The organism is Vibrio sp. R10-SG-ISO4 (assembly GCF_059834135.1).
In genome coordinates this window covers 13248-39588 of the sequence record NZ_JCBDHJ010000001.1, presented here as the reverse complement: position 1 = coordinate 39588, position 26341 = coordinate 13248, and the positions used below count along the sequence as shown (strand labels likewise).

18 protein-coding genes and 8 tRNA genes are annotated in these 26341 nt (G+C 50.2%); 22 read left to right on the top strand and 4 right to left on the bottom strand.

Features of this window, described 5'->3' with window-relative positions; all coding sequences use genetic code 11:
• Positions 1-104 precede the first annotated feature (104 nt).
• The 3 genes from AC6R03_RS00190 to pepA all read right to left on the bottom strand — a co-directional run bounded on the left by AC6R03_RS00190 (position 105) and on the right by pepA (position 5169).
• Positions 105-2978, bottom strand: a complete 2874-nt coding sequence (locus AC6R03_RS00190; RefSeq protein WP_500631222.1) for a valine--tRNA ligase — start codon at positions 2976-2978, stop codon at positions 105-107.
• 171 nt (positions 2979-3149) lie between these two features.
• Complete coding sequence (locus AC6R03_RS00185; RefSeq protein ID WP_500631223.1) at positions 3150-3599, bottom strand: DNA polymerase III subunit chi; 450 nt, start codon at positions 3597-3599, stop codon at positions 3150-3152.
• A gap of 61 nt (positions 3600-3660) precedes the next feature.
• Positions 3661-5169, bottom strand: coding sequence for a leucyl aminopeptidase (pepA, locus tag AC6R03_RS00180; RefSeq protein WP_500631224.1), 1509 nt, complete (start codon positions 5167-5169; stop codon positions 3661-3663).
• Positions 5170-5360: 191 nt separating this feature from the next.
• On the opposite strand from pepA, the gene lptF reads away from it, so the two are divergent.
• Positions 5361-6467, top strand: a complete 1107-nt coding sequence (lptF, locus tag AC6R03_RS00175) for an LPS export ABC transporter permease LptF (RefSeq protein ID WP_500631225.1) — start codon at positions 5361-5363, stop codon at positions 6465-6467.
• Positions 6468-6470: 3 nt separating this feature from the next.
• A complete protein-coding gene (lptG, locus tag AC6R03_RS00170) occupies positions 6471-7541 on the top strand; it encodes an LPS export ABC transporter permease LptG (protein ID WP_334555074.1) in 1071 nt (356 codons plus the stop codon).
• A 94-nt stretch (positions 7542-7635) separates the two neighbouring features.
• Here lptG and mutS read toward each other — a convergent pair whose 3' ends face one another.
• Positions 7636-10200: a DNA mismatch repair protein MutS gene (gene mutS, locus AC6R03_RS00165; RefSeq protein ID WP_500631226.1), complete on the bottom strand. Its 2565-nt coding sequence runs from the start codon at positions 10198-10200 to the stop codon at positions 7636-7638.
• A 72-nt stretch (positions 10201-10272) separates the two neighbouring features.
• Between mutS and pncC the strand changes: the two genes are divergently transcribed.
• From pncC to AC6R03_RS00065, 20 genes are all read left to right on the top strand, one after another.
• On the top strand, positions 10273-10773 hold the full coding sequence (gene pncC, locus AC6R03_RS00160) for a nicotinamide-nucleotide amidase (RefSeq protein ID WP_500631227.1): 501 nt from the start codon (positions 10273-10275) through the stop codon (positions 10771-10773).
• 180 nt (positions 10774-10953) lie between these two features.
• Positions 10954-12000 carry a recombinase RecA gene (gene recA / locus AC6R03_RS00155; protein WP_334568429.1) on the top strand — a complete coding sequence of 349 codons (1047 nt, stop codon included), beginning with the start codon at positions 10954-10956 and terminating at the stop codon, positions 11998-12000.
• Positions 12001-12170: 170 nt separating this feature from the next.
• Entirely contained in the window at positions 12171-12635 is a 465-nt protein-coding gene (gene recX / locus AC6R03_RS00150; protein WP_500631228.1) for a recombination regulator RecX, read from the top strand.
• A gap of 133 nt (positions 12636-12768) precedes the next feature.
• Positions 12769-15351, top strand: a complete 2583-nt coding sequence (gene alaS, locus AC6R03_RS00145) for an alanine--tRNA ligase (protein ID WP_500631229.1) — start codon at positions 12769-12771, stop codon at positions 15349-15351.
• Between the two features lie 193 nt (positions 15352-15544).
• Positions 15545-16732, top strand: a complete 1188-nt coding sequence (locus AC6R03_RS00140) for an aspartate kinase (protein WP_500631230.1) — start codon at positions 15545-15547, stop codon at positions 16730-16732.
• 92 nt (positions 16733-16824) lie between these two features.
• Positions 16825-17022, top strand: coding sequence for a carbon storage regulator CsrA (gene csrA, locus AC6R03_RS00135; protein WP_009847619.1), 198 nt, complete (start codon positions 16825-16827; stop codon positions 17020-17022).
• Between the two features lie 181 nt (positions 17023-17203).
• Positions 17204-17296: transfer RNA gene (locus AC6R03_RS00130), tRNA-Ser, on the top strand.
• Between the two features lie 65 nt (positions 17297-17361).
• Positions 17362-17438: transfer RNA gene (locus AC6R03_RS00125), tRNA-Arg, on the top strand.
• Between the two features lie 24 nt (positions 17439-17462).
• Positions 17463-17555: transfer RNA gene (locus tag AC6R03_RS00120), tRNA-Ser, on the top strand.
• 84 nt (positions 17556-17639) lie between these two features.
• A tRNA-Arg gene (locus AC6R03_RS00115) sits at positions 17640-17716 on the top strand.
• Between the two features lie 50 nt (positions 17717-17766).
• Positions 17767-17843 (top strand) — tRNA-Arg (locus tag AC6R03_RS00110).
• A gap of 70 nt (positions 17844-17913) precedes the next feature.
• Positions 17914-17990: transfer RNA gene (locus tag AC6R03_RS00105), tRNA-Arg, on the top strand.
• 51 nt (positions 17991-18041) lie between these two features.
• Positions 18042-18118: transfer RNA gene (locus tag AC6R03_RS00100), tRNA-Arg, on the top strand.
• Positions 18119-18189: 71 nt separating this feature from the next.
• A tRNA-Arg gene (locus AC6R03_RS00095) sits at positions 18190-18266 on the top strand.
• 452 nt (positions 18267-18718) lie between these two features.
• Positions 18719-18976, top strand: a complete 258-nt coding sequence (locus tag AC6R03_RS00090; RefSeq protein WP_334555094.1) for an oxaloacetate decarboxylase subunit gamma — start codon at positions 18719-18721, stop codon at positions 18974-18976.
• 31 nt (positions 18977-19007) lie between these two features.
• Positions 19008-20783, top strand: a complete 1776-nt coding sequence (gene oadA, locus AC6R03_RS00085) for a sodium-extruding oxaloacetate decarboxylase subunit alpha (RefSeq protein WP_334555095.1) — start codon at positions 19008-19010, stop codon at positions 20781-20783.
• Positions 20784-20792: 9 nt separating this feature from the next.
• Complete coding sequence (locus tag AC6R03_RS00080) at positions 20793-21923, top strand: sodium ion-translocating decarboxylase subunit beta (protein WP_500631231.1); 1131 nt, start codon at positions 20793-20795, stop codon at positions 21921-21923.
• Positions 21924-22040: 117 nt separating this feature from the next.
• Positions 22041-22991 carry an NADP-dependent oxidoreductase gene (locus AC6R03_RS00075; RefSeq protein WP_500631232.1) on the top strand — a complete coding sequence of 317 codons (951 nt, stop codon included), beginning with the start codon at positions 22041-22043 and terminating at the stop codon, positions 22989-22991.
• The gene (locus tag AC6R03_RS00070) at positions 22985-23446 is read left to right on the top strand and encodes a YqaA family protein (protein ID WP_334555098.1); all 462 of its coding nucleotides are present in this window, start codon (positions 22985-22987) and stop codon (positions 23444-23446) included. Before AC6R03_RS00075 ends, AC6R03_RS00070 begins: the two co-directional genes overlap by 7 nt.
• Before the next feature lie 8 nt (positions 23447-23454).
• Positions 23455-26313 carry a M16 family metallopeptidase gene (locus tag AC6R03_RS00065; RefSeq protein WP_500631233.1) on the top strand — a complete coding sequence of 953 codons (2859 nt, stop codon included), beginning with the start codon at positions 23455-23457 and terminating at the stop codon, positions 26311-26313.
• Positions 26314-26341 lie beyond the last annotated feature (28 nt).

The following is a 26341-nucleotide window of genomic DNA, read 5'->3' as shown; positions in this document are numbered from 1 at the left end:
ACTCCTTTGTCGCTTTTACTTTAACTTTAGTTCTCAGCCGATAAAGAGCAAGACATAAAAAAGGCTGGTCATCATGACCAGCCTCCCAGACTTGATTTATGCACTTACAGTGCGGCAATCGTCGTTTTTTGCTCTTCAAGCTTCACGAGCGTTTCTTTGTAGCCTTCTAGCTTCTCACGCTCTTTAGCCACCACCGCTTCTGGTGCTTTAGCCACGAAGCCTTCGTTACCTAGCTTGCCTTCAATGCGTTTGATTTCGCCTTGTGTCTTTTTGATTTCACCATCGAGGCGAGCAAGCTCGGCGTCTTTGTCGATGAGACCCGCCATTGGGATCATTAGCTCCGACTTAGCGACGAGTGCCGTTGCACAAGCTGGTGTTTCTTCACCCGCTTCCAGTACACGTACAGACTCAAGCTTCGCCAGAGAAACAAGAACTTGCTTGTTCGCTTCTAGACGAGCTGCGTCTTCCGCGTTTGCGGCTTTTAGCATCACTTCAAGCGGCTTACCTGGGTTGATGTCGTACTCCGCACGTAGGTTACGGATACTAGTGATGAATGACTTCACCCACTCGATGTCATCAAGAGCTGCTTGGTTGAAGTTCGCTTCGTCGAACTGAGGAAGCGCTTGAAGCATGATCGTCTCACCTTCAACACCATCAACCAGTGGTTTAACGCTCTGCCAGATAGTTTCTGTGATGTATGGGATCACTGGGTGCGCAAGACGAAGTGTCTTCTCTAGAACGGTGATCAGCGTGCGGCGAGTACCACGTTGCTGAGCTTCGTTACCTTTCCAAAGCACTGGCTTAGTGAGCTCTAGATACCAGTCACAGAATTGGTTCCAGATGAATTCGTAAATCGTGTTTGCTGCCATATCCAGACGGAAGTTATCAATGTGACTATTGAACTCTTTCGCTGCTAGCTCAAACTGAGACTCGATCCATTTGTCTGCGAGTGAGTACTCGATCTCACCTGCCTGTTCGTTAGATGAATGGAAGCCACAATCCTGATCTTCTGTATTCATCAGCACGTAACGGCTCGCGTTCCATAGCTTGTTACAGAAGTTACGGTAACCTTCCAGACGCTTCATATCCCAGTTGATGTCACGACCCGTTGAAGCCATAGCAGCAAGAGTGAAGCGCAGTGCATCCGTACCGTAGGGTTCGATACCGTTTTCAAACGTCTTGCGCGTGTTCTTCTCGATCTTCGCGGCAAGTTGAGGCTGCATCATGTTACCGGTGCGCTTTTCAACTAGAGACTCAAGGTCGATGCCGTCAATCATGTCGATTGGGTCAAGCACGTTACCCTTAGACTTCGACATCTTGTCGCCGTTTTCATCACGGATGAGACCCGTTACGTAAACCGTCTTGAATGGCACTTGTGGCTTGCCGTTTTCATCTTTACAGAAGTGCATAGTCATCATGATCATGCGAGCAACCCAGAAGAAGATGATGTCGAAACCGGTGACCAGCACATCTGAAGGGTGGAATGTTTTCAGATCATCTGTGTTTTCAGGCCAGCCTTGTGTGCCAAACGTCCACAAGGCAGAAGAGAACCAGGTATCCAGTACGTCGTCATCTTGGTGCAGTACCACAACCGGTGCTAGGCCGTTCTTCTCACGCACTTCGTCTTCAGTGCGACCAACGTAGACATTGCCGTCGTTGTCGTACCATGCAGGGATACGGTGCCCCCACCATAGCTGACGAGAGATACACCAGTCTTGAATGTCACGCATCCAAGAGAAGTACATGTTTTCGTATTGCTTAGGTACGAATTGGATTTCGCCGTCTTCCACTGCTTTAGTTGCGGTTTCTGCAAGAGGAGCAGTACGCACATACCATTGGTCGGTCAGCATCGGTTCGATGACCACGCCGCCACGGTCGCCGTATGGCACGGTGAGGTCGTGGTCTTTGATTTCGTCTAGCAGGCCAATCTCTTCAAATTCCGCTACGATGGCTTTACGCGCGGCAAAACGCTCCAACCCTTGGTATTTAGCCGGGATCTCTGTTGAGTATGCATCGCTCGCTTCGCCATTCGTGTTAAACACTTCGGCTGCGTCACGGATGTTGGCATCAAAGGTGAGGATGTTGATCATCGGTAGCTGGTGGCGCTTACCCACTTCGTAGTCGTTGAAGTCGTGCGCAGGGGTGATTTTCACACAGCCTGTGCCTTTCTCCATGTCCGCGTGCTCATCACCGACGATAGGGATGCGGCGGTCAACGATAGGAAGAAGGATCTCTTTACCGATCAAGTCTTTGTAGCGAGGATCTTCTGGGTTCACCGCAACGCCCGTATCACCCAGTATCGTCTCTGGACGAGTGGTAGCGACAACGATGTAGTCTTTGCCGTCTGCCGTTTTCACCCCATCCGCTAGTGGGTAGCGGAAGTGCCACATGTGGCCTTTTTTATCTTTGTTTTCAACTTCAAGATCAGAAATTGCGGTATGCAGTTTAGGATCCCAGTTAACCAGACGCTTACCACGGTAGATGAGGTCATCTTCGTAGAGGCGCACGAACACTTCTTGAACGGCGTTTGATAGGCCGTCATCCATAGTGAAACGTTCACGGTCCCAGTCGACAGAAGCACCTAGGCGACGCAGCTGTTTAGTGATGGTGCCACCTGATTCGCCTTTCCATTCCCAGATTTTGTCGATGAACGCATCACGGCCGTAATCGTGCTTGGTTTTGCCTTCTTCTGCCGCGATCTTACGCTCAACCACCATCTGTGTGGCGATACCTGCGTGGTCAGTACCGACTTGCCAAAGGGTGTTCTTGCCCTTCATACGTTCGGCACGGATCAAGGTATCCATGATGGTGTCTTGGAATGCGTGGCCCATGTGAAGGCTACCGGTGACGTTCGGTGGCGGGATCATGATGCTGTATGATTCTTTCGTCGTGTCGCCGTGCGGCTTAAAGTAGCCTTTTTCTTCCCAAGCCTGGTATAGAGCTTGTTCAATTGAAGTTGGGTTGTATGTCTTTTCCATAGCGCTCATTTTGCCTCGTGATGATGGAACTTAGGCGGCGTGCATTCACCTAATGATTAGGGCCAGCCGACGTTCTACCCCTTGGAGGTTTGATTCTGGTTAATGGTAAATCTAGGTCAATCTTTATAAGTGAACTCTCTGAAAAGAGAGCTTAACTATAAGGATTGACGGTCAGTGGTGTTCGAGTGCGATCGTTTGCATTTGAAAGCCCGATTGACGGTAAATTTTATACCGTTCTCGCGCTTGCTGCTTGGCTTTTTCGTCGCAAGGGACGAAGTCTACCACCTCTGTAAACGGATGCGCAAAGGTTGTCTCATTTTCAGCCAAATTTATCACCAACTGGCGATGCCAAGAAGGGCGGACCTGCTGATGGCCGATCTCAATCTGCGTGCCATACTTGGGACCTTCTCCAACCAAGTTATGGCCGATGTACTGCTCAGGTTCCACTTGCCAAAACCGCTCAGCAAGGGCCTCCGCGTGGGCTTTGTGCTGGCAGTTGACGTACACTTTTGCCCCTTGTTTGGCAAAGTGCTGCGCCAAAAAGACCGCATACGCATCCAACCCTTCAGGGGTGGCTTGGGGAGAATCCGATTGAATCAGATAAAAGGTCGCGTTAGCCATGATATTTGCTGATGCCTTATATACAAAAAAGGGCCTTGCGGCCCTTCGATGTGGTTGAGGATTACTCCTCAGTATCTTGACCGCTGCGATTGAGCAGGAACTGGACAAGCATAGAGACTGGTCGGCCTGTTGAGCCTTTCGCTGCGCCAGATTTCCAAGCAGTGCCCGCGATATCGATGTGAGCCCAGTTGTACTTCTTAGCAAATTTCGACAAGAAACAGCCGGCAGTAATGGTGCCACCAGGACGACCACCAATGTTCGCCATATCGGCGAATGGGCTTTTCAGCTGTTCATGGTACTCATCGGCCATCGGTAAGCGCCATGCACGATCGCTCGCTTGCTCAGAAGCGTTAATAAGCTCGTGAGACAACGGGTTGTGGTTTGAGATCACGCCACTGATGTGGTGACCCAGTGCAATCACACACGCACCAGTGAGGGTAGCGACATCCACGACACATTCTGGTTCAAAGCGCTCAACGTAGGTCAGTGCATCACACAGAACCAAGCGGCCTTCGGCATCGGTATTCAATACTTCGACCGTTTGACCTGACATTGTGGTTAGGATATCACCCGGACGGTAAGCGTTGCTGCCTGGCATGTTTTCACAGCCGGCCAGCACACCAATCACGTTGATAGGCAGGTTCAGTTTCGCGAGCGCTTTCATGGTGCCAAACACGGAGGCAGCGCCACACATGTCGTATTTCATCTCATCCATGCCTTCGCCAGGCTTGAGTGAAATACCGCCCGAATCGAACGTCAGACCTTTGCCGACTAATACGATAGGCTTGGCTTGTGCGTCTGGGTTACCCTTGTACTCCATGATTGACATCATCGATTCGTTTTTCGAACCGCGGCCTACCGCTAGGTAAGAGTTCATCCCCAGTTTTTCCATCTCTTCTTCGCCGATCACTTTCGTCGTAATCGTCTCGTAGTCGTCCGCTAAGCGGCGCGCTTGAGAGGCGAGATAAGCTGGGTTCGCAATGTTGGGTGGCATGTTGCCAAGGTCTTTACACGCTTTGACGCCCGACGAGATGGCCAAGCCATGCGCGATCGCTTTTTCACCCAAGTTCAACTCACGACGCGTCGGTACGTTGAACACCAACTTGCGCAGTGGGCGACGGGTTTCAGGCTTGACGCTCTTAAACTGATCAAAGGTGTAGAGGCCATCTTTGGTCGCTTCGACCGCTTGGCGCACTTTCCAGTAGGTATCACGACCTTTCACATGCAGCTCAGTCAAGAAGCACACCGCTTCCATAGAGCCCGTTTCGTTCAAGGTGTTGATGGTTTTCTGGATAATCTCTTTGTACTGACGTTCATCCAACTCGCGCTCTTTGCCGCAACCGACAAGCAGAACACGCTCAGACAACACACCAGGTACTTGATGCAGAAGTAGCATCTGCCCAGGTTTTCCTTCTAGATCACCACGGCGAAGTAGTGAACTGATATAGCCATCGCTGATTTTATCTAGCTGCTCAGCAACTGGAGAAAGGCGACGTGGCTCAAACACCCCGACAACGATACATGCGCTACGTTGTTTCTCTGGGCTGCCACTCTTTACACTGAACTCCATGCGTACTCCTACATCCTGAAGACAAATCGAACTAAATGTTAGATAATGGCGTCTTACTTGTTGATTCCTACACCGGAACTATCTTTAAATAAGCGCGTTAACAATTAGCCAAAAAATTTAAAAACAAAAGGTTCATCGGGAAATTATAGTGATTCAATTAAAAAAACAAGTTTTGTATAGGTAATTTCAGCGTGATTATTGTTAGATATTTGATCCGCGAGACACTCAAGAGCCAATTAGCGATATTTTTTATCCTGTTTTTGGTGTTTCTCAGCCAAAAACTGATCAAAGTGCTCGCCGATGCATCCGATGGTGATATCCCCGCAAGTTTGGTCATGCACTATGTCGGCTTAAGCATGCCGTCAATGGGGCTTTTGATGCTGCCGCTCAGTCTATTCTTAGGCATTCTCCTCACCTTTGGTCGTCTCTACGCAGAAAGTGAAATTACCGTGATGAATGCGACGGGGATTGGCAACAAATTCCTCATTCGCGCCGCTTTGTACTTGGCGGTGATCACCGGGTTAATTGCCGCCGCCAACGCGTTTGTTTTTGCGCCTTACAGCCAAGAAAAGCTGATTCAATTGCAAGAAGAAGTCGAAGCGGAAAATAGCGTTGACCTCCTCAAAAAAGGCCACTTCCAAGGTACGCCGGATGGATCATCTGTTGTGTTTATTGATGATATAGACGGTAAAAAACTCAAACACGTTTTTGTCGCACAAATGCGCCCGAGAGACTCCATTTTACCGAGCGTCTCTTTCTCTCAATCTGGTGAAGTGAAAGAGCTGAGCGACGGGCGTCAGGTTATTCGCATGTATGACGGTACACGCTATGAAGGGGTGCCAACGCGTGTGGATTATATGATCACTGAGTTTGATCAGTACGAGGGACTGATTGGGCAGCGCGATGTGAAAGCGAAAGGGCGTGACTGGGAAGCAATTCCGACGATGGAGCTGTTGTCCAACCCTGACCGACGCGCACAAGCGGAGTTACAATGGCGCCTCTCGTTAGTGGTCTGCATCCCTTTGCTTACCATGCTGGTGGTGCCGTTATCGGCGGTTAACCCTCGTCAAGGGCGCTTCGCGAAAATGGGGCCGGCGATATTGATTTACTTGGCCTACTTCTTAGCCATCAGTGCGACGAAGTCGGCTCTTGAAGATGGCTCGTTTCCTACGATGATCGGCATGTGGCCAATTAACGCGGCGTTGTTGCTCACCGCAGTGGGTATCAACTCGATGGACAGTATTGCGGTTCGTCGCTTTAAAGATAGAGTCAGACAAAGAAAAAAGAAGGCAGCGTAAGTCGTGTTTAAGATTCTTGATCTCTACATAGGTCGAACCATTATTGCCACGACGTCTCTGGTGTTGGCTACGTTTGTTGGCTTGTCGGCCATTATCAAATATGTCGAGCAGTTGCGTAAGGTCGGCAGTGGCACCTATGACTTGTTGCAAGCGCTGTTTTTTGTCGTCCTCAGTATTCCGCGTGACGTCGAGATGTTTTTCCCAATGGCGGCATTGCTTGGCGCTTTGATAGGGCTTGGTATGTTGGCTTCAAGCTCCGAGCTTGTGGTGATGCAGGCGTCGGGTTATTCGAAGTTAGATATCGGTTTGTCGGTACTCAAAACCGCAGTGCCGTTAATGGTGCTGGTGACGTTGCTCGGACAATGGGGTGCGCCGCAAGCGCAAAAAATGGCACGTGACTTACGAGCGTTTGCCACCTCTGGCGGCGCGATTATGTCTGTGCGTACCGGCGTTTGGGCGCGTGATGCCAACGATTTTATTTTTATGGGTAAAGTCGAAGACGACACGATTTATGGCATGAACATGTGGCGATTTGACAGCGATAAAAAGCTGCAAACCGTCGTGTACGCCAACAAAGTGGATTACCTGTCCGACAACACTTGGCTCATGAAAGAGGTCCAAGTGACGGAAATGATGGACGATGTCGAGATCAATAAAACGGCGCTGCCCGAATATCGTTGGACGACGTCGCTCGCCCCCGACAAGCTCGCCGTGGTAACGGTGAAACCTGAAGAGTTGTCACTGGGTGGCTTGTACGATTACGTGACCTACTTAAAAGCCTCAGAGCAGGACTCTTCACGCTATGAATTGGCGCTGTGGCGTAAAGTCACGCAGCCTTTCTCCATTGCCGTGATGATGTTGATGGCGCTGTCGTTTATCTTTGGTCCGCTGCGCAGTGTCACCATGGGCGCACGCATTTTATCGGGTGTGGTGGCCGGCTTCACCTTTTACATCTCGAGTGAATTCTTTGGCCCGCTCAGCTTGGTGTACAGCATTCCGCCTGTTTTTGGTGCGGTGATGCCGAGCGTGGTGTTCTTGACCATTGCGCTGTTGCTGTTACGCCGCAAGTTGTAGCCCACGGGGCGTGATCTTTCACTAGCATGTTAACAACAAGGCCTCCCAAATTCGGGAGGCCTTGTTGTCTTTAGGCTTGATAGTGTACTGAGCTTTAGAGGTGTTTCTTTAAACGGTACAGCGCTTCTAATGCTTGTCGAGGCGTTAAATCATCAGGGTCAATATTGGCCAGCATCTGCTCCACTTCACTTGGCTCGGGGATCAAGCTGAGCTGGTTAGCCACATCAACGCCAGCCCGCGCAGGTGCTGGCGCATCGGTTAACGAGATTGATTCCAACTGCTGCAATTTAGCCCGTGCTTGCTTGATGACACTTTTTGGTACGCCAGCTAACCCGGCAACGGCGAGACCGTAGGATTTACTTGCCGCCCCTTCTTGCACCGCGTGCATAAAGGCAATGCTATCGCCATGCTCCACCGCATCAAGGTGGACGTTGGCTAAGGTTGCGATCTGGTTGGGCAGCTCTGTTAATTCAAAATAGTGGGTGGCGAACAGAGTCATCGCCCCAAGCTCTTTGGCAAGCCATTCAGCGCTTGCCCAAGCAAGCGACAAGCCATCGTAGGTACTGGTGCCACGGCCAATTTCATCCATTAACACTAAGCTGCGCTCCGTGGCGTTGTGCAAGATGTTGGCGGTTTCCGTCATTTCGACCATAAAGGTTGAGCGCCCAGAGGCCAGATCGTCGGAGGCGCCAATACGGGTAAATATACGATCAATCGAGCCTATGGTTGCCGATTCAGCGGGCACATAGGAGCCGATATGCGCCATCAAAGCAATAAGGGCGGTCTGGCGCATGTAGGTCGATTTACCGCCCATGTTAGGCCCGGTAATGATCAACATCTTACGTTGTGGCGTCAGTTCTGTGGGGTTGGCAATAAACGGCTCATCCATTACCTGCTCCACCACTGGATGGCGACCGCCTTGGATATGAACACCAATCTCACCATTGAGTATCGGGCGGCAGTAGTCGAGGCTATCGGCGCGCTCTGCTAGGTTTTGCAACACATCGATTTGCGACAATGCTGAGGCCAGATTTTGCATCTGCTCTAAGTGAGGCAGCAGCAGATCAAACAGGCCTTCCCATAACTGCTTTTCGAGCGCCAGTGCTTTTGACTTGGAGTTTAAGACCTTGTCTTCATGCTCTTTCAGCTCAGGAATGATATAGCGTTCGGCATTTTTTAACGTTTGGCGGCGAACATAGTGAGGCGGCACAAGGTGGCTTTGGCCACGGCTGACCTGAATAAAGAAACCGTGCACATTGTTGTAGCCGACTTTCAATGTATCAATGCCGTGACGTTCGCGCTCTGATTGCTCAAGTTGGTCCAGGTATTCGGTGGCGCCATCGGCCAATTTACGCCATTCATCGAGCTCTGCGTCGTAGCCTTGTGCAATCACCCCTCCGTCACGAATGACGACGGGCGGATTCTCTTTAACGGCGCGCTCAAGCAGTTCGCAGACTTCTTCCATCGGCGCAGCATACTGGGCGAGCTTTTTAAGGTACGGGTGCTCAGCACTTTTCATCACATCAGCGAGCTCTGGCAACTGTTGCATGGTAAAGCGCAGTCTTGCCATATCGCGAGGTCGAGCACTGCGTAGCGCTAAGCGTGCAAGAATGCGTTCAATGTCGCCCACTTGTTTGAGTACAGGCTGCAACTCAGTAAAGAGCGCGAGCTGCTTAAGTTCTGTGATGGCATCGAGACGCTGATTGAGCGTGTCGATATCGCGCATCGGTTGGTGCAACCAACGTTTGAGCATTCGACTGCCCATTGGCGTTGCGGTGTGATCGAGTACAGAAGCCAACGTGTTGTCGGTGCCGCCCGCGAGGTTTTGCGTGATTTCCAAATTGCGTCTTGTCGCTGCGTCTAAGATCACCGAATGATCTTGGCGATCAAACGTCAGCGAGCGAATGTGAGGCAGGGCGGTGCGTTGCGTATCTTTGACGTACTGGATCAAACAGCCAGCGGCACAGAGGCCCAGTTTGGCATGTTCAACACCAAAGCCGACCAAATCTCGCGTGCCAAATTGTTGATTCAGCTGCTGCTTGGCCGTATCGAGCTCGAACTCCCAGATTGGTCGGCGGCGATTACCACTGCGCGAAGACATCAGATGCACGGGCTCAAAATCTTCAGGGAACAAAAGCTCTCTTGGCGAAGTGCGCTGCAGCTCTGCCGCCATCGCTTCTTCGTTTTGCGGCTCCATCAACTGAAAGCGACCGGAAGTCACATCGAGCGTCGCGTAGCCGAATCGACCGTCGTGATGATAGATCGCGGCAATCAAATTATCGACCCGTTCAGAGAGTAAGGCTTCATCGGTCACTGTGCCGGGTGTCACGATGCGCACTACCTTACGCTCCACAGGGCCTTTGCTGGTGGCTGGATCGCCGATCTGCTCACAAATTGCAACGGATTCACCGAGTTGAACCAGCTTGGCGAGATAGCCTTCGACCGCGTGGAAAGGCACGCCCGCCATCGGGATGGGCTCACCGGCTGACGCGCCACGCTTAGTGAGGGAAATGTCTAACAATTGCGAGGCGCGTTTTGCGTCATCGTAAAACAGTTCATAAAAATCCCCCATGCGGTAAAACAGCAGAATGTCAGGGTTCTCTGCCTTTAACTTGAGATACTGCTGCATCATTGGGGTATGTTTTTGTTCTGCTTTCACGGTTACATCTTTCGTTTGTGGTTATTGCGGCTTAGGATACGTGAATCACCAAATGGGTAAAAGGTGCAAAGGATGCAAAGCAAACAAAATTTATCTCACCAAGTTGGGGAAGCCTTGGCTCAACATGGCTTGGTGCTGACGACCGCAGAGTCCTGTACCGGTGGCGGTGTCGCGACAGCGATCACAGACATCGCTGGCAGCTCAGCGTGGTTCGATCGAGCGTTTGTCACCTACAGCAACGAAGCGAAAATTGAGATGCTGGGCGTGAGTGCCGATACTTTGGATCAATATGGCGCGGTGAGTGAACCGACGGTGCGCGAAATGGCGCAGGGAGCATTGGCTCATTCACGGGCCGACATCGCGATAGCGATTAGCGGCATCGCGGGTCCTGGAGGCGGAACGCAAGAGAAGCCGGTAGGCACGGTCTGTTTTGCTTGGTGTGACCGTCACTCATGGCAAAAAATCGAGACGCGTCATTTTAATGGGAACCGTGACGCAGTTCGCTCCGCTGCGGTCGAAACCGCTTTAGAAGTGCTGTATAAAGAGTTGCAACAGAGAGTGAAAACGTCGTAGCTAAAACAGTTAATTATTATTTATCAGTAGCATACGATTGAATTTCAAAAAAACGTTGATCAGCTATAGACACTGTATGAATCAACAGTATAATGGCGTTTATAGAGTGTTCGGGCCACCCCCGATTTGAAGAAAGTATTCATTTTTACCTGATTTCAGGTGAAAGTTTTGGAGAAAGTAATGGACGATAACAAACAGAAAGCGCTCGCCGCTGCGCTAGGCCAGATTGAAAAGCAATTCGGCAAAGGTTCAATCATGCGCCTTGGTGACAACCGCGCAATGGATGTGGAAACGATTTCTACTGGTTCTCTTTCTCTTGATATTGCACTGGGTGCCGGTGGCCTACCAATGGGTCGTATTGTTGAGATTTATGGCCCTGAATCATCAGGTAAAACAACCTTAACGCTTGAACTGATTGCCGCTGCGCAACGTGAAGGTAAAACGTGTGCCTTTATCGATGCTGAGCACGCGCTTGACCCTGTCTACGCGAAAAAACTGGGTGTGGATATCGATGCGTTATTAGTGTCTCAGCCAGACACAGGCGAGCAAGCGCTTGAAATTTGTGACGCGCTCGCACGTTCTGGTGCGATTGACGTGATGGTTATTGACTCCGTTGCTGCCTTGACACCAAAGGCTGAAATCGAAGGCGAAATGGGCGACAGCCACATGGGTCTTCAAGCGCGTATGCTTTCACAAGCAATGCGTAAGTTGACGGGTAACCTTAAGCAATCTAACTGTATGTGTATCTTCATCAACCAAATTCGTATGAAGATCGGTGTGATGTTTGGTAACCCTGAAACCACCACGGGTGGTAACGCACTAAAATTCTACGCTTCTGTCCGTCTTGATATCCGTCGTACGGGTTCTATCAAAGAAGGCGATGAAGTGGTCGGTAACGAGACGCGCATCAAAGTGGTTAAGAACAAGATTGCTGCGCCGTTTAAGCAAGCTGAAACGCAAATTATGTACGGTCAAGGTTTCAACCGTGAAGGCGAGCTTATTGACCTTGGCGTGAAACACAAGATGGTAGAAAAAGCCGGTGCATGGTACAGCTACAACGGTGACAAGATCGGTCAGGGTAAAGCGAACGCGTGTAAGTTCCTGCGTGAGAATCCTGAAGCGGCGAAAACACTGGATAAAAAGCTGCGTGACCTTCTGCTTTCTCCGGCTGAAATCCCAGCTGAAGAGCCAGAATTTGGCCAAGCGCCAGAGCAAGAAGAGCTATAAGCTTTTAGCGTCATTCATCAAAGCCCTGCTTATGCGGGGCTTTGTCGTTTCTTGTACTCTCAATGTTCGCTACATTCTCGATATGAAAAGTAGGCGGTACCTTCTCGAGAGTTACTGAATTCGAGGGTCACTGAATCATCCTCTCACTTGTCATGGATCACTGTGCGATTATGTATCAACGTCAACCTCCGACACTGTCCAGTAAAGAAGCTGCGATGCAATTGCTTAGCCGCCGAGATCACGGCGTGTATGAGCTGCAACAGAAGTTAAGCCTCAAAGGCTATGAGGACGCCGACATTCAAGAGGCGGTGAATTTTTGCCTAGAGCACCGCTATCTCGATGACCTGCGTTATGCCAAGAGCCAGGTTCGCCAACAGGTTTACAAAGGCCATGGTGAGCGTCGAGTTCGCCAAGAGCTGCAACAAAAAAGAGTGGCTGAGTCGACAGTCAATCAAGCCCTTGAGGAAGAACCTCAAGACTGGTTTGAGCTTGCCAAGCTTGCGGCAGAGAAAAAATTCAAAGGCATCAAAGCACAAGATCAAAAAGCGTACGCTAAACAAGTGCGTTTCCTACAGTATCGTGGATACAGCTTTGAACAAATCAGTTACGCCTTAAACGACCATTGTGACTCTTAATTCAACACGCTTTCATCAATCTAAGCATGAAGTACCGTCAACGGCGGCATTTTTTCAAGAAAACTAGTCGTAGCTGACTGCATGATCTACAATACGGCAAAATTCTAACTCGACTATTTTCAGGAAGAGCTGCATGTACATGAGCACTGATGAGGTTCGTAACGCGTTCCTCAAGTTCTTTGAAAGCAAAGGACACCAAATCGTAGAAAGTTCATCGTTAGTACCGCATAACGACCCAACCCTGCTATTTACTAACGCAGGCATGAACCAATTCAAAGATTGCTTCTTGGGCGCAGAAAAACGTGCCTACACGCGAGCAACTACGGCTCAGCGTTGTGTACGTGCGGGTGGTAAACACAATGACCTAGAGAACGTCGGCTTCACGGCTCGTCACCACACCTTCTTCGAAATGCTCGGTAACTTCAGTTTTGGTGATTACTTCAAAGAAGATGCCATTGCGTTCGCTTGGGAGTTTCTGACCGAAACATTGCAATTGCCAAAAGATCGTCTTTTAGTCACTGTCTACGAGACCGATGACGAAGCATTTGAAATCTGGAACAAAAAAGTAGGTGTTCCCGCCGATCGTATCGTACGCATTGGTGACAAAGAGGGCGGTAAGCAATACGAGTCAGACAACTTCTGGACCATGGGTGATACGGGTCCATGCGGTCCTTGTACCGAAATCTTCTACGATCACGGTGAGCACATTTGGGGTGGCCGTCCGGGTACGCCTGAAGAAGATGGCGACCGTTTCATCGAGATCTGGAACAACGTATTCATGCAGTTCAACCGTCATGCTGACGGTACGATGGAGCCACTACCTAAGCCAGCTGTTGATACGGGCATGGGTATTGAGCGTATTTCTGCCATCATGCAGGGCGTTCATTCAAACTACGAAATCGATGTATTCCAAAAGCTCATCAAAGCGGCGGCAGAAGTGGTCGGTTGCGAAGACCTTTCAAACCAATCGCTACGCGTGATTGCTGACCACATTCGCTCTTGTTCATTCCTAATCGCAGATGGCGTGATGCCTTCAAACGAAGGCCGTGGTTACGTTTTGCGTCGTATTATTCGTCGTGCTGTGCGTCACGGTAATAAACTAGGTGCCAAAGGCGTCTTCTTCTACAAGCTTGTCGGTGTTTTGGCTGAAGTGATGGGCAGCGCCGCTGACGAACTTAAGAAGCAACAAGCGGTTGTTGAGAAAGTACTTCGCATTGAGGAAGAAAACTTTGGCCGTACACTCGAGCGTGGCATGGTTATCCTCAATGAAGCGCTGGATGCACTTGAAGGTAAAGAGCTTGATGGCGAGACCGTATTTAAGCTTTATGACACATACGGCTTCCCGGCTGACTTAACTAACGACGTGGCTCGTGAGCGTGATTTCACCATCGACGAAGCGGGTTTCGAAAAAGCGATGGAAGAGCAGCGTCAGCGTGCACGTGAAGCCGGCCAATTCGATACGGATTACAACGCAACCATTAAAACGGAAGCGGAAACCGAATTTTGCGGTTACACCGGCACTCAAGGTAAGAGTCATGTGGCTGAAATCTTCGTTGAAGGTGAAGTGGCAGAATCTCTATCGGCAGGTGACAAAGCGATCATCATCCTGGGTGAAACGCCTTTCTATGCAGAATCTGGTGGTCAATGTGGCGATGCGGGTGTTCTGAAAACAGAATCAGGCCTATTCAAAGTCGAAGATACTCAGAAGTTGGGTAATGCGATTGCGCACCACGGCGTTTTGGCTGAAGGTGTACTGGCAAAAGGCGAACAAGTTGAAGCGCTGGTTGACGCTGAGCGTCGTGCGGCTATCTCTCTCAACCACTCAGCCACGCACTTACTTCACGCAGCGCTGCGCCAAGTCCTTGGTGAGCACGTCACGCAAAAAGGTTCACTGGTTAAACCTGAGAACCTTCGTTTTGACTTCTCTCACTTAGAAGCGGTAACCGCGGCTGAACTGAAAGAGGTGGAGCGCTTAGTTAATGCTCAGGTTCGTCGCAACCATACGATTGAAACTAACATTATGGACATCGAGTCGGCGAAGAAGAAAGGGGCAATGGCTCTGTTCGGCGAAAAATACGATGATGAAGTGCGTGTACTATCGATGGGTGATTTTTCGACCGAATTGTGTGGTGGTATCCACGCGGCTAATACGGGTGATATTGGTCTCTTTAAGATCACGTCAGAAAGTGGTATAGCAGCGGGTATCCGTCGTATTGAAGCGGTAACAGGTGAAGCAGCGTTAGATGCGATTGAAGCTCAAGCGGCGAAGTACGAAGAGAAGCTGGCGGAATCTGCGCAGAAAGCCAAATCTTTGGAAAAAGAGATCCAGAAGCTCAAAGATAAGATGGCTGCAGCCGAGAGTGCCAACATCATGGGTAAAGTACAGGATATTGCCGGTACTAAAGTCCTGATTGCAGCACTAGAAGGTGCGGACAACAAAAATCTGCGCGTTATGGTAGACGATGTCAAAAATCAGATGGGCAGCGGCATCATCATGCTGGCGAACATCAACGATGACAAAGTCGGCCTTATCGCAGGCGTGACCAAAGATCTCATCGGCAAAGTAAAAGCGGGTGAGTTGGTCAACATGGTCGCGCAACAAGTCGGTGGTAAAGGCGGTGGTCGCCCTGATATGGCTCAAGCTGGTGGTACGGATGTGTCGGCACTACCGAAAGCGCTTGAATCCGTTCAAGGGTGGCTGGAAGAGCGCCTCTAAAATCGCAAGAGTAATTATCACGCTCAATCATTAGTTTGATTGGGCGTAATTTATTTTTGTAAGCCAAGTGGTTTAATTGGGCCTGATGAATCAAGCCTATAAGCCGCTTGGTTTTTGTTTTAACTACTGCAAATAATATTCAACGCATTGAATGCAGTCCTAATGAGACATAGTCTTGGGAAGGTGAAGACTGGTGAAAAAGCCCCTTATCGTGCAAAAGTTTGGCGGAACCTCAGTGGGTTCTATTGAGAGAATTCATACGGTAGCCAAACACATCATTAACGCGAAAAATGATGGTAATCAAGTGGTTGTCGTGGTGTCTGCGATGTCTGGTGAAACCAATCGATTGATGGATTTGGCGAAGCAGGTAGACAGCGTACCGACGGCGAGAGAACTTGATGTTTTGCTCTCTGCTGGTGAACAAGTATCGATGGCTTTATTGGCGATGATGCTCAATAAACTTGGCTATCCGGCCCGTTCACTTACCGGAGCACAAGCAGGCATTGTGACGGATAATGTTCACAATGATGCGACGATTAAACAGATTGATACCCAACTTATCGATGAACTGCTGGCGGAAGACCATATTGTGGTCGTGGCTGGTTTTCAGGGGATCAATGAAAAAGGGGACATCACCACACTGGGACGCGGCGGTTCGGACACCAGCGCAGTGACTCTAGCGGGCGCTTTGCAAGCCGATGAGTGCCAAATCTTTACCGATGTGGATGGCATATATACCTGTGACCCTCGTGTTGTGGCCAACGCGAAAAAGCTAGAAGTGATCGACTTCCCATCCATGGAAGAGATGGCACGTAAAGGGGCGAAGGTATTGCACTTGCCCTCTGTACAGTACGCATGGCAACACAATGTGCCTTTGCGTGTGTTATCCACCTTTGACACTAACCCTGGCAGCTTAGTCAAAGGGGAAGAGTGCCAAGATGCGGTTTGTGGTATTGCGCTGCAGCGAGATATGCGTCTGATCAGCATTGAAAAAGAGTCACTTGAGAGCCTGAAGAAACAGTGTTTAATGTTAGGTATTCATCTCTGGAATGTGATCGAGTATGCAGAATGGGTCGACGTGGTGTTAAAAGAGGACGCATACTCTAAACTGGAACTGGTTTTCAAAGACAAAATCCGCAATAGTGGGTCTGTTAGCTTACTCACCGCAGTAGGTTTGCATGTCGAAGGATTGGTAGAACAGTCGTGTGCGTTATTGTCAGAAGTTGCCATTGACGTGATTCATGTATCGATTAACCCGCAATCGTTAACTTTGGTGGTTGAACCTGAGTCTGTTGATAAAGCGGCTAATGTACTGCATGAGCATTACATCACTTCTGCAAAGGCGATCGACTGCTTAGAAAAACATGCCTTTTGGGGTTGATTAGTCACAACAATAGAGTTTACGTAAATAACCCTTTTGTTGGATAATAACCCAGTAGCAAGATAAATCAGAGATTACTCAAGGAGCACAGAATGCTAATTTTAACTCGCCGAGTGGGCGAAACTCTAATGATCGGTGACGAAGTAACAGTAACCGTACTGGGTGTAAAAGGTAACCAGGTACGTATCGGCGTCAATGCTCCGAAAGAAGTATCCGTTCACCGCGAAGAAATCTACATGCGAATTCAAGCGGAAAAAGGCAACGGTAACGTTGCACCAGGTAACTACTAACCTGTGAAAAGGCTGACGATTGTCAGCCTTTTTTGTATCGCCAATTGTGACAAAGTGAATGAAAAGAGCGAATTAACATCGCTTTGATTAAATACCCAACGGTTGAAGTATAAAATGACGTTTTTGCCAAGAAAGTGTTTGACATATTTTTGGTAAATCGTAATATGTGCCTCCGCAAGACGGTGAGGTGGCCGAGAGGCTGAAGGCGCTCCCCTGCTAAGGGAGTATACGGTTTGTAGCCGTATCGAGGGTTCGAATCCCTCCCTCACCGCCATTCTTGCACTGCTCGTTAGAGCATTCGTTTAAAGCGTTCTTTGGAAGAACAGCGGAAAACATTGCGCGCTCGTAGCTCAGCTGGATAGAGTACCTGGCTACGAACCAGGCGGTCGAAGGTTCGAATCCTTCCGAGCGCGCCATATTTCCTTACCAGGGAATAAAACGGTGAGGTGGCCGAGAGGCTGAAGGCGCTCCCCTGCTAAGGGAGTATACGGTTTGTAGCCGTATCGAGGGTTCGAATCCCTCCCTCACCGCCATTAATTGGCCTATGGTCAATTTTTTTGTTTTAGACGAAAATTTGTGTGATATACTTCACAACCTTCTCGTAATGAGAATATTGCGCGCTCGTAGCTCAGCTGGATAGAGTACCTGGCTACGAACCAGGCGGTCGAAGGTTCGAATCCTTCCGAGCGCGCCACTATTACGTTTGATTGATGATGGCAATAGACCAAAATCAGTAAAACCGACGCGTCCTTAGCTCAGCTGGATAGAGTACCTGGCTACGAACCAGGCGGTCGGAGGTTCGAATCCTCCAGGACGCGCCACTCTTTAGGGCATAGCCCGACCACTATTGGTGTCCCAATAGTCACAAATTTCTCGTAATGAGAAGATTGCGCGCTCGTAGCTCAGCTGGATAGAGTACCTGGCTACGAACCAGGCGGTCGAAGGTTCGAATCCTTCCGAGCGCGCCACTATAACGTTTGATTGATGATGGCGAATAGGCCAAAGTCAGTGAAACCGACGCGTCCTTAGCTCAGCTGGATAGAGTACCTGGCTACGAACCAGGCGGTCGGAGGTTCGAATCCTCCAGGACGCGCCACTCTTTAGGGCAATAGCCCGACCACTATTGGTGCCCCAATAGTCACAAATTTCTCGTAATGAGAAGATTGCGCGCTCGTAGCTCAGCTGGATAGAGTACCTGGCTACGAACCAGGCGGTCGAAGGTTCGAATCCTTCCGAGCGCGCCATATTATAAGCCCCGCTAGCGATAGCGGGGCTTTTTAACATCTTCGTAATATTATTCCAACCTTCCATTTACAACCTGATGTTTTTTATGAAGTTTTTCGTGAAACATTAAGTCTATCCCAGTAATTGCTCCAAATTTGCAATAACGTCATAAAATCAGCAGTTATTTGTGCTCGGATACGGTGAAATTGCAGATTTATGTGATTTGTAAGACGTGTTCGTCCTTAGAAATGTGCATTATCCTCAAGAGTGCAGGAATCAAAATTGACAAAGTTTAGCCAATCGAGATAATCCTAAACCTCTTGTCGGGATTAAACGGTTTATCCTGAACAATGATGGGCCAGCTTTGCGCTGGTTTTATTAGGCCATCAGGACTTTTTATTCGACCCTTAGGATAATGACGTCCACATTGAGGCCTATCTCCTTGTCAGGATGACAAAGAAAGGATGCAAAAATGGAAAATGTTGGAAGCCTGCTAGTAGACGCGGCCGCCCTGATGTTAACAGGGATGACGGTTGTGTTTCTGTTCCTCACTATTCTTGTCTATCTCGTTCGGCTGATGTCGAAACTGGTCCCCGAAGAGGTGCCAGAGCCGATCGCCACCCCACTTAAAAATAATAAAGTTCAACCCAGCTCTTCTACGGTGAGCCCGACTGTTGTAGCGGCGATCTCCGCTGCGGTGCATCAATATCGCACCAAGACGGCAAATTAGTATTGGACTGGATTAAAAGGAGTTAATGAGCATGTCTAAACCACTAGCGTTAACCGACGTGGTACTTCGTGACGCCCATCAATCGCTGTTTGCGACCCGTATGCGCCTTGAAGATATGTTACCTATCGCAGCTGAGCTCGATAAAGTCGGATATTGGTCTTTAGAAACATGGGGCGGTGCCACCTTTGATGCCTGTATCCGTTTCTTAGGAGAGGATCCTTGGGAGCGTCTTCGCGCATTGAAACAAGCGATGCCAAACACGCCGATGCAGATGTTACTGCGTGGACAAAATTTATTGGGCTATCGCCACTACGCGGATGATGTGGTGGAGAAATTCGTCGAGCGTGCCCATGCCAATGGTATGGATGTGTTCCGTATTTTCGACGCCATGAACGATGTGAGAAACTTCGAGAAAGCGGTCAAAGCGACCGTCGATGTGGGTGCGCACGCTCAAGGTACGCTCTCTTACACCACCAGTCCTGTGCACAACGCCGATACTTGGGTGGATCTGGCCAAGCGCTTAGAAGACTTGGGCTGTCATTCTCTCTGTATTAAAGATATGTCTGGCTTGCTTAAGCCTTACGAAGCCGAAGAGCTGATCACGCGTATTAAAGCCTCAACGGACATTCCATTGGCTCTCCATTGTCACGCGACGACTGGCCTATCTACGGCCACGGCAGTGAAAGCGGTAGAGGCGGGCGTGGATATTCTCGATACGGCGATCTCCTCGATGAGCTGTACCTATGGCCATACGCCAACAGAAACTGTGGTGGCAATGCTAGAAGGGACAGAGCGCGACACAAACCTCAAGTTGGATCAGCTTGAACCTATTGCGGCGTATTTCCGCGAGGTTCGTAAGAAGTACGCGAAATTTGAAGGTCAGTTGAAAGGCGTCGATTCTCGTATCTTGATTGCTCAAGTACCTGGCGGCATGTTGACCAACATGGAGAGCCAGCTTAAAGAGCAGGGCGCCGCGGATCGTCTTGATGAAGTGCTGGAAGAGATCCCACGTGTTCGTCAAGATCTTGGCTACATTCCTCTCGTCACCCCAACCTCACAGATCGTTGGTACCCAAGCGGTGATCAACGTGCTTACTGGCGAGCGTTACAAGAGCATTACCAAAGAAACCGCAGGCATACTCAAAGGCGAGTATGGCGCAGCGCCCGCAGAGCTTAATGCAGAACTTCAAGCGAAAGTGCTGGATGGCGCGGAAGCGATCACTTGCCGGCCTGCGGATCTTTTGGTTGATGAGATGGACACCCTCACTGACGATCTGCTGACAAAAGCGAAGGCGGAAGGTATCGCGTTGGCGCAAGACACCGTTGATGACGTGTTGACGTACGCACTCTTCCCACAAGTGGGGCTGAAGTTCCTTAAAAACCGTCGTAATCCAGATGCGTTTGAGCCTGCGCCGGGTAAAGAAGAGCCTGTCGTTGCAGCCCCTAGCGTTGCCGCACAAGGCGGAATTGAAACCTACAGCGTTAAGGTCGATGGCCAAGTGTACGATGTTGAGGTGGGCCCTCAAGGTCAGCTCAGCTCCGTCACACCAGCGAAATCGGTGTCCTCGGCTCCTGCACCTGCGGCAGAAAGCAATGCCGAAACAGTACCAGCACCACTGGCGGGTAACATTTTCAAAGTAAACGTACAAAGCGGCGCTGAAGTGGCAGAAGGTGATGTCCTACTCATCTTAGAAGCCATGAAGATGGAAACTGAAGTCCGCGCGGCGCGTGCTGGCATCGTCCAAGATCTGCATGTCAAAGAAGGTGATGCCGTGACGGTAGGCGCCCCGTTATTAAGCTTGGCGTAAGGGAGTAACATGGAAGGTTTAATGACTCTGTGGTCAGAGACAGGGATCGCTCACTTCGAATTTGGCCAGATTTGCATGATCTTGGTCGGCTGTGTGCTGCTGTTTTTGGCTATCCGCAAAGGTTTTGAGCCATTGCTGCTGCTGCCGATCGGCTTTGGTGCGATCTTAGCGAATATTCCGAATGCGGGTTTTACCGAAGAGGGCGGTTTGCTCTATTACGTCTACTACGTGGGGATCGAATCGGGTATTTTCCCGCTGTTGATCTTTATGGGTGTGGGCGCGATGACGGATTTCGGCGCTTTGATCGCGAACCCTAAAACCTTGTGGCTAGGTGCTGCGGCGCAGTTTGGTATCTTCGCCACCTTGTTTGGTGCGATCTTGCTTAACTATGTGCCGGGTATGGAATTTAGTATGCCTGATGCGGCCTCGATCGCCATTATTGGTGGTGCAGATGGCCCAACGGCGATTTTCCTTGCCAGCAAATTGTCGCCCGATCTGCTCGGCGCGATTGCCGTGGCAGCCTACAGCTACATGGCGTTAGTGCCGATCATTCAGCCACCGATTATGAAAGCGCTGACTACGCCTGAGGAGCGCAAGATCCAAATGGCGCAACTGCGTCATGTGGGTAAAGCAGAGAAGATCCTCTTCCCATTAGCGGTTTTGTTGATGACGATCCTCTTCCTGCCAGCGGCGACGCCGTTGGTGGGTATGTTCTGTCTAGGTAACTTGATGCGTGAAGCTGGTGTGGTGGAGCGTTTATCGAAAACGGCGCAAAATGAATTGATCAATATAGTGACCATTTTCCTTGGGCTGGGTGTCGGCTCCAAGCTTCAAGCACAAGAGTTTCTTAACATCGAAACATTGGGGATCTTAGCGCTGGGTGCGGTTGCCTTCAGTATCGGTACCGCAGGCGGTGTCTTGATGGCGAAGCTACTCAATAAGCTGTCAAAAGAGGACATCAACCCATTGATTGGTGCTGCTGGTGTATCGGCGGTACCTATGGCTGCGCGCGTGGTGAATAAAGTCGGCTTGCAAGCAAACCCACAAAACTTCTTGCTGATGCATGCGATGGGCCCGAACGTGGCCGGCGTGCTCGGTTCGGCCGTGGCCGCCGGTATATTGCTGGCACTGGTTCAGTAGGTCGAGGGAGTGACGCAAGGCGAAATTGCGACAGTTCGGTTAACTTCTCACTAAGAATTGGTATATATTCAAAGGGATGCTTTCGCATCCCTTTTTTTATCGATAGGGAAAGTACACATGGAAAACAAACAAATCGTAATCACGAAATTTGGCGAACCGGATGTCTTAGCGATTCAATCTTCAGCGGTGCCTCAGCCTCAAGCCGGCGAAGTGTTGGTTAAAGTGGCATTCGCTGGGGTTAACCCTATCGACGTAAAAACCCGTGCAGGGCTCGGTTGGGCTGCCGCGCAAAACAAAGACAACCTCCCCTGGGTGCCCGGCTACGATATCGCGGGAGAGATCATCACAGCGGGCGATGACGCGCAGCGTTTTGCTGTTGGCGATAAAGTGGCGGGATTTATTGGCTTTCCTTTGCAAGGTGGAGGCTACAGCCAGTATGTCGCCGTACCAGAGACGCTACTAACCTTAGTGCCTGATGCCATCACGTTGGAGGCGGCTGCCGCTCTGCCTTTGGCTGGGCAAACCGCTGTTCAGGCGCTGGATAAAGCCGGCGTCAAAGAAGGGCAACGCGTGCTTATTCTTGCGGGGGCTGGCGGGGTGGGGCACATCGCTGTCCAAGTGGCGCTCGCGGCGAAAGCGGAAGTGTTTACCACCTGTTCGGAAGCCAATTTGGATTACCTGGCGACATTGGGCGCACATGCGGTCAACTATCAGTTTGCCCCGGTCTCTGAGCGCGTTGAAGACGTAGATGTCTTGATTGACCTAGTGGGCGGGGACGCCGCATTAGATGCGCTAAAATGCCTAAAAGATGGCGCGACCGTCGTGACGGTCCCGACCATCAGTGCTGAGATGATTTGCGAAAAAGCCAAGATGCTGGGTTTTGACGCGACCGGGATGCTGGTCGACCCAAATCCTGAACAGTTAGATGCCCTCGTCTATATGGTCAGCGTTGGCTTACTTAAAACTGAAATCCAGCACGTCTACCCAATGGATAATGTCGCTGATGCACATCGACAAATCGAGACGGGCAGAACGCGCGGGAAAGTCTTGCTTGATATGCAATGTTAGACGCGTTTAATCACGCATTTCAGTCGGTCGCATTGTGGTTTTCTGATTCGGCTCTGTGGGTACTCTTCATCACAGGGTTTCTCAGTGCGACTTTGCTGCCGGGTGGCTCCGAGGCGGGGCTCGTTGCCACCCTCAGTCTCAATCAATTCTCCACTATGATGGTGATCGTCGTTGCCAGCCTAGGTAACACCTTGGGCGGGCTCACCAATTATTGGCTCGGGCTCTGGTTACCAAATCGAACTCAAGATGAAAAACACGGTCATAAAGCCGTAGCTTGGCTGCAAAAGTACGGCTATTGGTCATTGCTGCTCAGTTGGCTGCCGATTATTGGCGATCCTCTCTGTTTAGCCGCTGGATGGTTGAGAATGCGGTTTTGGCCATGTTGCTGGCTTATTTTGCTGGGTAAGGCATTACGTTACAGCGCGTTAGCTGCGCTTTATTTTGGACTTTTCTAGGAGATGTCATGAGAAAACTCTGGCTTGGTGCCCTTTCTCTCCTTGCTTTGTATGGCTGCGCGAGCAGCACGATTCCTTCAGTATCGCTGTTTTCTTCTCTCCCACCGGGCGTTTCTCTAATCGAAGAGGTAAAGCCTCAGCCTGGCGTTGCGATGATCCCTTATGCCAAATATCGCCTCGACAACGGGTTGACGGTCATCCTCTCTCCGGATGATTCAGATCCTCTTGTCCATGTGGACGTCACTTACCATGTAGGCTCTGCACGGGAAGAAGTCGGTAAATCCGGCTTTGCCCACTTTTTTGAACACATGATGTTCCAAGGCAGCGAACATGTTGGCGATCAGCAACACTTTAAAATTATCACTGAAGCGGGCGGTACGTTAAACGGTACGACCAACCGTGACCGAACCAACTACTTTGAAACTGTCCCTTCAAATCAGCTAGAAAAAATGTTGTGGCTTGAGTCCGATCGTATGGGATTTTTGCTTGATGCGGTCTCACAACGTAAGTTTGAAGTCCAACGTGATACGGTGAAAAACGAGCGAGCGCAGAATTTCGATAATCGCCCGTATGGCTTGATGTGGGAAAAGATGGCGGAAGCCATGTACCCAGAAGGCCATCCCTATTCGTGGCAAACGATCGGTTATGTCGAGGATTTAGACCGTGTGGATGTCAACGATCTTAAAGCTTTCTTTTTACGCTGGTATGGACCGAATAATGCCGTGCTGACGATCGGTGGCGATATCGACGTGGATCAAACGCTTGAATGGGTTCACCAGTATTTTGCTTCAATTCCGGCAGGACCAGAGGTAGAGAAAGCGCCGAAACAGCCGGCTCAGCTCAATGAAGATCGCTATGTCACGCTAGAGGATCGCATTTCTCAACCTATGGTGTTGGTGGGATGGCCAACCACTTACAACGGCGAGCAAAATCAGGCCTCGCTTAATGCATTGGCGAATATTTTGGGCAGTGGCGCCAATAGCTTGCTCTATCAAAACTTGGTCAAAACAGAGATGGCTGTGGATGCGGGCGCCTTCCAAGATTGCGCTGAACTTGCCTGTAGCTTCTACGTTTATGCCATGGGACCATCCGGTGACAAAGGGCAGTTGACGCCGCTCTACCAAGCGCTGATGGACACCCTTGAGGAGTTCGAGCAAACAGGGGCCACTCAAGCGCGCCTTGACCAGATTACCGGTATGGCGGAAGCTGACGCCGTCTTTGCCTTGCAAAGTGTGCGCGGTAAAGTCTCGCAGTTGGCATCCAATCAAACCTTCTTTGGTCAACCAGATAGAATGCAGACTCAGCTAGAGCAGATCCGTAACGTGACGCCAGAGTCCGTGCAAGCTGCGTATCAGCGTTTTATCAAAGACCAACACAAAGTGACATTAAGTGTTGTGCCGCGAGGGAAAACAGAGCTTGCAGCCGCGCCGGCGACGTTTGTCACCCCTGAACGTCAGTTGCCGGAATACCAAAAAGTGGATGAGAGCCAGCTGGCGTATCGACGTGCAGAGGATGATTTTGACCGCTCGGTGATGCCAGAGGTCGCCAAGGGTGTCGAAGCAACGATGCCTGAGCTGTACCGCGTCTATTTTGACAATGGCGCTGAGCTGATTGGTACCGTGAGCTCAGAAACGCCGACGGTTCAGCTTGAGATAAGTTTCCCGGCCGGGGAGCGATATGTCCCGCAAGGTAAAGAGGGGCTGGCTAACTTAACGGCGTCGTTACTCGAAGAGGGCACCACTGAGTCGAGTGTTGAAGAGTTGCAAGCCAAACTGGATGCGTTGGGCAGTACGCTTTCGGTGAGTGCGGGCAATTACACCACCTCACTGTCGATCTCCACCTTGGAGAAAAACCTCACGCCAACGTTGGCGATTGTCGAAGAAGTGCTGTTCAAGCCTGCTTTTGATGCTGACGACTTCGAGCGGATTAAAAAGCAGACATTAGAAGGGCTGGTGTACCAACATCAGAAACCGACTTGGCTGGCGTCACAAGCCACGCGACAAGTTCTGTTTTCTGGCAGTGTCTATGAACGTTCGAGCGATGGCACCCAAGCCTCGGTCGAGGCGATTAGCCTAGACGATGTGAAGGCGTTTTATCAGCAGCACTACACGCCGCAAGGTGCGCAAGTGGTGGTTGTGGGGGACATTAGCCGCAGACAGATCGTCAAACAGCTCGCGTTTTTGAAAGAGTGGCAAGGCGAGGCGGCGCCATTGCTGCGACCTCAGTCGGTTGAGCCCCTTGCCCAGAAAAAGCTCTACCTAGTAGATAAGCCGGGAGCGCCACAAGCGATTATTCGTATGGTGCGACAAGGCTTACCATTTGACGCAACCGGAGAGGTTTATCTTACGCAACTGGCCAACTTTAACTTGGCTGGCAATTTCAATAGCCGCCTGAATCAAAACCTAAGGGAAGATAAAGGCTATACCTATGGTGCCAGTGGCTATTTGGCCTCCAACCGCGAAGTGGGTGCCTTGGTCTTTTCCGCTCAAGTTAGAGCAGACGCCACACAGCCAGCACTAGTGGAGATGCGTAACGAGCTTGAACAGTTTGCCCAGCAGGGAATGAGCGATGAGGAGATGAAATTTTTGCGTCTTGCCGTCGGTCAACAAGATGCACTCAACTACGAAACTCCGGCGCAAAAAGCGCAACTGCTAGGCAGTATATTGGCGTTCGGATTGGATGAAGACTATTTACAGCAACGAAATCAGATTGTGGCAACGGTCAGCAAGGAGACGTTAAACGCACTCGCGGCGAAGTGGTTTGATCCCAGCCAGTATCAAATCATCGTGGTGGGCGATGCGAAATCGTTAAAACCCCAGCTAGAAAGTTTACAGATTCCGATAGAAGAGCTTGAAATCATCCGTTAGAGTACACATAACTGAGAACGTAGAAACG

What these genes read in the sequence shown, in the direction of transcription:
- AC6R03_RS00065 (WP_500631233.1), top strand. Translation starts at nt 23,455, where the DNA reads ATGAGAAAACTCTGGCTTGGTGCCCTTTCTCTCCTTGCTTTGTATGGC.
- recX (WP_500631228.1), top strand. Translation starts at nt 12,171, where the DNA reads ATGTATCAACGTCAACCTCCGACACTGTCCAGTAAAGAAGCTGCGATG.
- recA (WP_334568429.1), top strand. Translation starts at nt 10,954, where the DNA reads ATGGACGATAACAAACAGAAAGCGCTCGCCGCTGCGCTAGGCCAGATT.
- AC6R03_RS00190 (WP_500631222.1), bottom strand. Translation starts at nt 2,978, where the DNA reads ATGGAAAAGACATACAACCCAACTTCAATTGAACAAGCTCTATACCAG.
- AC6R03_RS00080 (WP_500631231.1), top strand. Translation starts at nt 20,793, where the DNA reads ATGGAAGGTTTAATGACTCTGTGGTCAGAGACAGGGATCGCTCACTTC.
- AC6R03_RS00090 (WP_334555094.1), top strand. Translation starts at nt 18,719, where the DNA reads ATGGAAAATGTTGGAAGCCTGCTAGTAGACGCGGCCGCCCTGATGTTA.
- AC6R03_RS00070 (WP_334555098.1), top strand. Translation starts at nt 22,985, where the DNA reads ATGTTAGACGCGTTTAATCACGCATTTCAGTCGGTCGCATTGTGGTTT.
- AC6R03_RS00185 (WP_500631223.1), bottom strand. Translation starts at nt 3,599, where the DNA reads ATGGCTAACGCGACCTTTTATCTGATTCAATCGGATTCTCCCCAAGCC.
- alaS (WP_500631229.1), top strand. Translation starts at nt 12,769, where the DNA reads ATGTACATGAGCACTGATGAGGTTCGTAACGCGTTCCTCAAGTTCTTT.
- oadA (WP_334555095.1), top strand. Translation starts at nt 19,008, where the DNA reads ATGTCTAAACCACTAGCGTTAACCGACGTGGTACTTCGTGACGCCCAT.
- AC6R03_RS00075 (WP_500631232.1), top strand. Translation starts at nt 22,041, where the DNA reads ATGGAAAACAAACAAATCGTAATCACGAAATTTGGCGAACCGGATGTC.
- csrA (WP_009847619.1), top strand. Translation starts at nt 16,825, where the DNA reads ATGCTAATTTTAACTCGCCGAGTGGGCGAAACTCTAATGATCGGTGAC.
- pepA (WP_500631224.1), bottom strand. Translation starts at nt 5,169, where the DNA reads ATGGAGTTCAGTGTAAAGAGTGGCAGCCCAGAGAAACAACGTAGCGCA.
- pncC (WP_500631227.1), top strand. Translation starts at nt 10,273, where the DNA reads ATGCAAAGCAAACAAAATTTATCTCACCAAGTTGGGGAAGCCTTGGCT.